We start from the raw sequence: 8,297 nt of genomic DNA on the forward strand, positions 1-8,297 counted from the left end.
TCTTACTTTATCTTATGCCTCAAGGCGATGCCCTTCCAGACTACGGCAGAGCGCTGCCAGCCGTTCAACCGCCTGCATTAGCACGTCATCTGGCACTGTCAGCGCTAGCCGAATCAGCGTCGTAGCACTCTCACCAAAAGAAGCGCCCGGCATTACCGCGACCCCCTGTTCTTCAAGCAGGCGCCAAGCGAAGGCCTCACCGTCCAGGCCTGTGCTGGAAACATCGATCATCAGAAACATTCCCCCCTGGGGCATGCTAGACGATAAGGTCGGCACCCGACTGATGGCGTCGTGCAGCAACTTGGCACGGCGCCCTAGCGCTTCTCGTAAGCGATCCGCAGTGTCGAAATGCTGCCGCAAAGCGGCCTCGGTCATATCAGCAATGAACGGCTGATTGCCGAACAGCATGGTTTCCGAGATTGGCAGCAGTCGGCGCGAGAACTCCACGGGACCGATCGACCAACCGCTACGAAACCCCGTCGCCGCATGGCTCTTGGAGATCGATGACACCACGACAGTGCGCTCACGCAAGGCGTCGATTTCCAGCGGCGACACGAAGTCGCCCTCAAAAATCAGCGCTTCATAAACTTCATCGCACAGAATCCACAGGTCATGCTTAATGCAAAGCTCGCCTAATTGTATGAGGGTCGAGCGATCCAACACTGCACCGGTGGGGTTATGCGGCGTATTGAGCATCAGCACGCGGCTTTCCGGGGTAATGGCGGCTGCCAAATCATCGGGCTGCATGATAAAGCCATGCGCCATGCGCAGTGGCACCGGCTGTAGATGAGCGCCAGTCGAGCGAATGACACCTTCGTAAGTAGCGTAGTAGGGGTCGCCCGTGATCACTCCATCGCCTTCGCCAACCAGGGCCAGGATCACAGCGAACAGAGCGGTCTGAGTACCGGGAAAACACAGCACGTTTTCTTCGCCGATGCCAGGAAAGCGCGGCGCATAAGTATCGATCAGGGCATCCACCAGCCCCGGTTCGCCGCGTCCGTTGGAATAACGAGTACGCCCAGCCCTTAGGGCGTCAATACAGTGCTCGACCAAGGCTGGGTCAGTAGTGATATCAGGCTCGCCGATGCTCAGTTCGATGACGTCTTCACCCTTAGCTTGGCGCGCTCTGGCGGCATTGTGCACCGCCCATTTGTCGCCACCCAGGTCATATAGGCGGTCGGTAATCGCTGCATAGCGCATGAAAATTTCCTATTTTGTTGCGGGTTGAGAAGACGGTGTATCGACAGCGGCATACTGCATCAGGGTGTTATTGGGTAGCGCTAAAATACCTTCGGCGGCGCTCAACGCGATCTTTGGCAACAGCGCGGTGTCATAGAGACCGTGCCCCAGCCCTCCTTCGAGCCATAGGCCATCAATCAGCGCATTCAGCGCAATGGCGTAGTGTTTGCAAGTAGCGGGATCCGCCGGACGTTTCAGCGTCAGAAGCAATGGATGAAGCAATGTTTCCAGTAAAATCAGAAATTCACGGTAACTTTCGCGGTGAATATCGGCGTACTCCCGCTCGGTTCGTACACGACCAATGAAGGTCGCCCACAGCGCCACCTTACGAGGAGACAGATTAGGCGACGTAACGTTGGCGACGATAAAGCGTGCCAAGCGCTGCTCAGGCTCCTCGCCTGCCTTCTGGGCAGCTTCCTCAGCTTCGCCCGTCAACTGACCGATCAGATAGGCATAAGCAGCACTTACCATCGCATCCTTAGACCCAAAGTAATGGCGAATCAGCCCCGCGGTTACCCCTGCACGTTCGGCCACACGCCGCGCGCTGGCACCCTTCATGCCGTGTTCGGCAACACAGTCCAAGGTAGCTTCGAGCAGACTGCGCCGCCGTGCATCCATCGACCAACGCTGAAATGATTTCCTGCTCATAGTCCCCGTCGTTTCTGGTAAGAAGCATCCGCCTAAGCGTTTTAATGTCATGTAGGTGTCTTCACATCGTTCACTTCACATCGTTCTCTTCACATAGATAACTGCATATAGTTCACTGTGCAAAGACTCCAACACGCAAGTTAACCTATTGAACAATCTTGCTTTTTCGAAACGAAATCTATCTCTGATGGCAGTTAACTAAAACCATCGCATTCAGGTTTCGTTTGTTACAGAGGCTTTGAATCTTGCCTCACTTGGCTTACAGTTATACTGTCGTATAACAAGGAAATAATTGCAAGCGCCTGTTTAGTGACAGTGTTTCCCCTCCCGGGAGGCTGGCGGGCACTCCCAGAGAAGAGAGAACTCATGGCAAACAAACCCGCAATAGAGATCTGCGATCTACGCAAGCGATTTGGCTCACTCGAGGTTCTGAAGGGCGTTTCCCTTACCGCTAATCAGGGCGATATCGTCGCTATCATTGGCGGCTCAGGCTCAGGTAAATCAACCCTGCTTCGCTGCATCAACCTACTGGAACGCCCTACCTCAGGTAAGATAGCGATTCAGGGCGAACCTTATCGCATGCGAAGCACTCGGCATGGTGATCTTGAAATTGCCGACCGACGTCAGGTTCAGCGAATTCGCGCCCATCTCGGCATGGTTTTCCAGAACTTCAATCTCTGGCCGCACCGTACAGTTCTGGAAAACGTGACAGAGGTACCGATTCATGTACTCGGCATACAGCGCGACGCTGCTATTCATCGTGCCGAGGAATTACTTGATCGAGTGGGGCTAGGCAGCAAGAAGGACATGTATCCCAGCTTCATGTCCGGGGGGCAGCAACAACGCGCTGCCATTGCCCGCGTATTGGCCGTCGACCCATTGGCCATGTTGTTCGATGAGCCAACCTCAGCACTGGATCCGGAGTTGGTCGGCGAGGTGCTGTCGGTGATCCGCGACCTAGCCGCCGAGCAACGTACCATGCTGCTGGTCACTCATGAGATGGCCTTCGCCCGTGACGTAGCAAGCCATGTGGTGTTCTTGCGAGAAGGCGTCATCGAAGAGCAGGGCCCTCCCGATCAGATCTTTGGCGACCCCCGGTCGCCACACTTGAAGCAATTCATCCGTTCAGTGGCCTAGCTTTTCCAACCACTTCCAACACGATATGACCGATGTAACGTAGCGATACGTTTAAAAATACAGCCAACAAAAGAGGTAATCCCCATGTTCAAGACACTTACCACCACCGCGACGCTGATCGGCGTCAGCATTTTCGCCGCGCCCGCGCTAGCCGACAGCTATAAGATCGGTTTGTCCGCCGAACCTTACCCACCCTTCTACTCGCCAGATGCCGCAGGTAACTGGTCAGGCTGGGAAATCGACTTCATTGAGGCCCTCTGTGACCGTTTGGATGCCGAGTGTGAGATCAAACCGGTTGCTTGGGAAGGTATTATCCCAGCCTTAAAAACCGGCAAGATCGATATGATTATTGGTTCAATGTCGATCACCCCCGAGCGCGCCGAGCAGATCGCTTTCTCAGACAAGTACTACGCCAGTCCTACCGGCATCGTGGCACTCAAAGATAGTGATGTGGAGCCTACACCCGAGGGTGTTGAGGGTGCCTACCTGGGCATCCAGTCAGGCACCAATCAAGAGCAGTATGCGCGCACGCACTTCGCGGATACGGCCAACTTACAGGTTTATCAAACCCTCAACGAAGAACTCCAGGATCTAGTCGCCGGACGCTTGGACGCGGTGGTTGCCGACACTCTCGCCGTGCAGACCTTCATCAACTCCGAAGCTGGCAATTCCTGCTGTGAATACCGCGGTGCGGTGCCCAGCGACCCGGAGTTGATGAGCGAGGGCATGGGCGTTGGCTTGCGACAGGAGGATACCGAGCTCAAGGATCGCGTCAACGCGGCCATTGACGCGATGCGCGCCGACGGAACCTACGAAACCATTACCGCGCCCTATTTTGACTTCGATATCTACGGCAGCTGATTTCTGACCAATAAGCCGCCCCAATCGGGGCGGCTTTGCGTTTACACCCTCACAAGGACAACCGCCACTATGACGACTGTCTTCGATTTTAGCCTGCTGGCCTATGAGCCCCCTGGATGGGGCAGGGTACTGCTGGTTGGGTTTCTGCGCTCGATTCAACTGGCAGCGGGCGGCTATCTGCTGGGCATCCTGATTGGCATTGTCGGTGCTGCTGGCAAGTTGTACGGCAACAAAGTCGTTCGCGACCTGCTGGAAATCTACACCATGGTGATCCGCGCCGTGCCCGAACTCGTACTGATGCTGTTGTTTTACTACGTTGGCACCGATCTTTTAAGCCGTATTTCAGCAGCCATGGGCTTTGGCGGCGTCAACATAGACGGTATGGCCGCCGGGATTCTCGTCATTGGTCTGGTGCAGGGCGGCTATGCCACCGAAGTTTTTCGCGGCGCTATTTTGGCCATACCTCGCGGGCAGATTGAGGCGGCTCATGCTTTCGGCATGTCGCCCGGCAAGGTGCTGCGGCGGGTCACGCTGCCCGCCATGACCCCCCACGCCCTGCCAGGCATGGCCAACTTATGGATGATCGCCACCAAGGACACCGCGCTGCTGGCCGTTATTGGGTTTAGCGAACTGACGCTGGTCACCCGCCAAGCCGCTGGTGCTACCCAACACTACATCATGTTTTTCCTGGCGGCGGGCGCGCTGTATCTCGCCCTGACACTGGTGTCGAACCTTGCCTTGCGCCGCTTCGAGCGCTATGCGCGGCGCGGTCTTGTTTCCGTACGCTAAAATTCGAGGAATGCCTGTGCCTGATCCCCACCCTCCCACATCCCCCGTTCGACCGCCGCAGACGCGCGGGTTGCGAATACGCACGTTAACGAAGCTGTCGGGTCTATTAGAACCCCACCGCCTGATCCTGCTCGGGCTATTTATTGTGGGTCTACTGGCCGCTATCCAACTGATGGACTGGAGCTGGCTGCCCCGCTACCTACCCAAGCTCTGGGAAGGGCTGCAGATGACCCTGATCATGCTGGTATCAAGCGTCATTGTCGGCTTTTTGTTCGCCCTGCCACTCGGGCTTGCCCAGGTTAATGGCGCCTGGCCGTTGCGCTGGCTAGCCACTGGTTTTTGTACCGTGATTCGCGGTACTCCGCTATTGCTTCAGCTCTGGCTGTTCTATTTCGGCTTGGGGGCGTTATTTGGCCAGTTTCCGGAAATTCGTGATTCCTGGGCTTGGGAATACCTTCGCCAGGCCTGGCCCTACGGCTTCATTGCCCTAACAGTGTCGTTTGCCGCCTATCAGGGCGAAATCATGCGCGGCGCCTTTGCGGGTGTGCCCCATGGCGAGCTAGAGGCCGCCGAGGCCTTTGGTATGTCCCGCCGCAAAATATTTTGCCGCGTCTGGTTGCCGCGCGCGCTGCACCGCGCCCTCCCAACGCTAACCGGCGAGATCATACTGCAGCTTAAATCGACACCACTGGTCGCCACCATTACCGTTATAGACCTGTATGCAGTGATTACACAGGTGCGCCAAGCGACTTACCTGACCTACGAACCGTTGCTGTTTCTGGTCGCCGTTTACCTCTGTTTAAGCGGCCTCTTGATCGTTGGCCTACGCTGGTTTGAAAATCGCGTACCACACTGACGGTCGCGATCAGACGAGTAAAAGCAACCGGGCAGCCCAATGGCTGCCCGGTTGCTAGATAACGCGGTAGGCTTAGCATTCAGTCTTTATAGCTTGGATCCTGGGCTTCAAGGGTACGCAGATGCGCTGCCCACTCAAGCTGCAGATCGCCATCCTCATGAATCGTCTGGTCATACTGGCGAGCCACATGGCGCGCGACATCTTCCGGCACCAGGCGCAAGGGCTGGCCGGTGGAGTACGCCGCCACCTGCAGCTCGCAAGCACGTTCAAGGTAGAACATATTGTTGAACATCTCGGCGGCCGACGCCCCCGTTGTCAGCAGCCCGTGGTTACGAAGCACCAGCGCCGGATTATTCCCAAGGCTTGCCACGATTCGCTCGCGCTCGGCCAAGTTCAGAGCAATCCCTTCATAGTCATGATAGGACACCCGTTCGTGGAACTGCAGCGCAATCTGATTGAGCCGCGTCTCCAGGCCCGCTTCCAAAGACGACACCGCCACACCGGCACGGGTGTGAGTATGCATTACCCAAGCCGCCGCGTGGCTAGCGCCATGGATCGCGGAATGGATAGTAAACCCCGCCGGATTCACCTGCTCCGGGCTGTTATCAACCTTATGGCCATCGACATCAATCTTCACCAGTGAGGAAGCGGTGATCTCTTCCCAGCGCCAGCCATAAGGGTTGATCAAGAAATAGCCTTCCTCTCCAGGCACCCTAGCGGTGATATGGGTATAAATCAGATCCGTCAGGCGATAATAAGCCGCCAGTCGATAGCAAGCCGCCAGCGCAATACGCGTCTCGCGCTCGGCGTCGCTCATCCTGGTGTGTTGAGGTTGATCGTGACTCATCGGGCGCTCCTTTGGTAAAAGAATCATTGGTCAAGGAAAAATAGTGCTCGCGTCAGTATCCGCGGGCTCTGTCGACGCCCATAGCAAGCGGCTCGCCATCGCGCAAGGCACGGGCGGTGTCGACCACCTGCCCTGCCACCACCTCGGGAAGGGAGTCGCTGGCAATATGCGGAGTGATACGCAGCCGGGCATCACGCCAGAACGGGTGATCCTCAGGCAGCGGCTCTTGCCGGAACACGTCAAGGCTTGCCCCCGCCAAATAGCCACACTTGAGCGCCTCAACCAGGTCGTCCTCGACCAGGTGCTCACCACGCCCGATCTGCACCAGCCAAGCGCCCGGCGCCAGCTTGGCAAATAGCGCCTTGTTAAGCACGTTCTCAGTGGATGATGTCAACGGCAGCACATTAATCAGGTAGTCGGCTCCATCCGCCGCGTCCATCACCGCGCTTTCACCGCTTAGATAGGTGACGCCCTTGACCGGTGCTTCTGGCGGACGACGGCAGGCCACACGTACAGAAAACCCAAGAGCGGCTATCGCTTGGGCGACGGCGCGCCCCATTGTGCCATGCCCCAACACCGCCACCTGTGCAGACAGCGGCGCCCGCATGGGCAACGGCTCCCAATGCGCCTTAGTCGCGTTGCGCTCTAGAGTGGCAAACGCACGTTCGTGATGAAGCACTTCATGTGCGGCGAACCCCGCCATAAGATCGGCCTGATGCGGGTCACGCACCCGGGCAATCTGCACGCTCTCATCAAGACCGGGGTGAGCCAACAAGGCATCGACACCGGCACCGATCGACATCGCCAACTCAAGATTCGGATAGGCCTCAAAGGCCTGATTGCTGGGCAACCAGCAAATCGCGAACCGCACGTCTTCCGGGTTGTCGATCTCATGCGGATGGCGCAGAACAACATCATTAACACCGTCGCGCAAAGCGTCACCGTAGATGGCCTCAAGATCAAGCGAATCACTTAGATAAACGCCAAGGATCGAGTTCGCGTTGGTCATGCAGTTTCCTTCCGTTTACGTGCAATATGAGTTTACGTGCAATATGAGGAGTGGCTGGAAAGCAGCCACTTGTTATTCAACTGTATAATAAATTATGCAGCGACGCCATGGCCACAGGTGTGTCTGCAACCACACGCGGCTTTATCTTTCCCTATCTACACGATCACGCGAATGGGTAGCGGTTATTGGGAGGAAACCTACGGCATGTGCTTTACCGAGAAACCGAACCGATCCATGGGCTCCAATTCGTTGACCGTGCCGTAAAGCTGTTTGACCAAGGTGCGGAATTTTTCGTGATTGATCATAGATATTTAATGCAGAGCTTTGCGGCAACTTTGAGACCGCTAAGCGGTTTTAAAGTTGTCCGGCAACAACGTCTTGATATTCATTGAGCCTTCTCCCCCAGCTCAGCCGTTTGGCTAAGCTGAAAAGGCGACCAAACCAAACAGGAGAAGACTCAATGAACTTTTACAATAGCACTCATCGTCACTACTGTGGAATTGATCTGCATGCCCGTAGCCTGTATGTCTGCATCCTGGATCAGCAGGGTGAAATCCTTCTGCATAAAGAGATCCCAGCCAAACCAGAGCCTCTGCTGTATCTGATCGAACCCTACCTGGACGATCTGGTCATCGGGGTTGAATGCATGCACTGCTGGTACTGGATCGCCGATTTCTGTGAAGATCAGGGCATTGCTTTCATTCTCGGTCATGCCCTTTATATGAAGGCCATTCATGGCGGTAAAACCAAGAATGACCGCGTGGATTCTTACAAGATTGCAGCACTTATTCGCGGTGGCAACTTCCCCCTCGCTTATGCCTACCCTCGTAGTATGCGAGCAACACGGGATTTACTTCGTCGTCGCACTGGGCTCGTTCGTCATGGTGCGGATCTCAAAGCTCATGTTGTCA

At 56.1% G+C, this 8,297-nt stretch carries 9 protein-coding genes; 5 read left to right on the top strand and 4 right to left on the bottom strand.

Annotated elements, in window-relative coordinates; all coding sequences use genetic code 11:
- Positions 1–12: 12 nt before the first annotated feature.
- Both J7J49_RS00640 and J7J49_RS00645 read right to left on the bottom strand, forming a co-directional pair.
- The gene (locus J7J49_RS00640; protein ID WP_215089374.1) at positions 13–1,200 is read right to left on the bottom strand and encodes a pyridoxal phosphate-dependent aminotransferase; all 1,188 of its coding nucleotides are present in this window, start codon (positions 1,198–1,200) and stop codon (positions 13–15) included.
- Positions 1,201–1,209: 9 nt separating this feature from the next.
- The gene (locus J7J49_RS00645; RefSeq protein WP_251048071.1) at positions 1,210–1,887 is read right to left on the bottom strand and encodes a TetR family transcriptional regulator C-terminal domain-containing protein; all 678 of its coding nucleotides are present in this window, start codon (positions 1,885–1,887) and stop codon (positions 1,210–1,212) included.
- Positions 1,888–2,253: 366 nt separating this feature from the next.
- On the opposite strand from J7J49_RS00645, the gene J7J49_RS00650 reads away from it, so the two are divergent.
- The 4 genes from J7J49_RS00650 (at position 2,254) to J7J49_RS00665 (ending at position 5,530) form a co-directional block, all read left to right on the top strand.
- Positions 2,254–3,024 (top strand): ABC transporter ATP-binding protein, encoded by a 771-nt coding sequence (locus tag J7J49_RS00650; protein WP_215089376.1) that lies wholly within the window; start codon positions 2,254–2,256, stop codon positions 3,022–3,024.
- Between the two features lie 84 nt (positions 3,025–3,108).
- A complete protein-coding gene (locus tag J7J49_RS00655; protein ID WP_215089378.1) occupies positions 3,109–3,885 on the top strand; it encodes a transporter substrate-binding domain-containing protein in 777 nt (258 codons plus the stop codon).
- A gap of 69 nt (positions 3,886–3,954) precedes the next feature.
- A complete protein-coding gene (locus J7J49_RS00660; RefSeq protein WP_215089380.1) occupies positions 3,955–4,674 on the top strand; it encodes an ABC transporter permease in 720 nt (239 codons plus the stop codon).
- A 10-nt stretch (positions 4,675–4,684) separates the two neighbouring features.
- The gene (locus tag J7J49_RS00665) at positions 4,685–5,530 is read left to right on the top strand and encodes an ABC transporter permease (protein WP_502793499.1); all 846 of its coding nucleotides are present in this window, start codon (positions 4,685–4,687) and stop codon (positions 5,528–5,530) included.
- Between the two features lie 79 nt (positions 5,531–5,609).
- Here the strand turns inward: J7J49_RS00665 and J7J49_RS00670 are convergent, their stop codons facing one another.
- Positions 5,610–6,377, bottom strand: coding sequence for a class II aldolase/adducin family protein (locus J7J49_RS00670; RefSeq protein ID WP_215089382.1), 768 nt, complete (start codon positions 6,375–6,377; stop codon positions 5,610–5,612).
- Between the two features lie 52 nt (positions 6,378–6,429).
- Positions 6,430–7,386: an NAD(P)-dependent oxidoreductase gene (locus J7J49_RS00675; protein ID WP_215089384.1), complete on the bottom strand. Its 957-nt coding sequence runs from the start codon at positions 7,384–7,386 to the stop codon at positions 6,430–6,432.
- Positions 7,387–7,846: 460 nt separating this feature from the next.
- Between J7J49_RS00675 and J7J49_RS00680 the strand changes: the two genes are divergently transcribed.
- Positions 7,847–8,297 (top strand): IS110 family transposase (locus J7J49_RS00680; protein ID WP_251048072.1); only part of this gene is annotated, 451 nt, incomplete at its 3' end.

The organism is Halomonas sp. ISL-56, from assembly GCF_018612805.1.
Classification (GTDB): Bacteria; Pseudomonadota; Gammaproteobacteria; order Pseudomonadales; family Halomonadaceae; genus Vreelandella.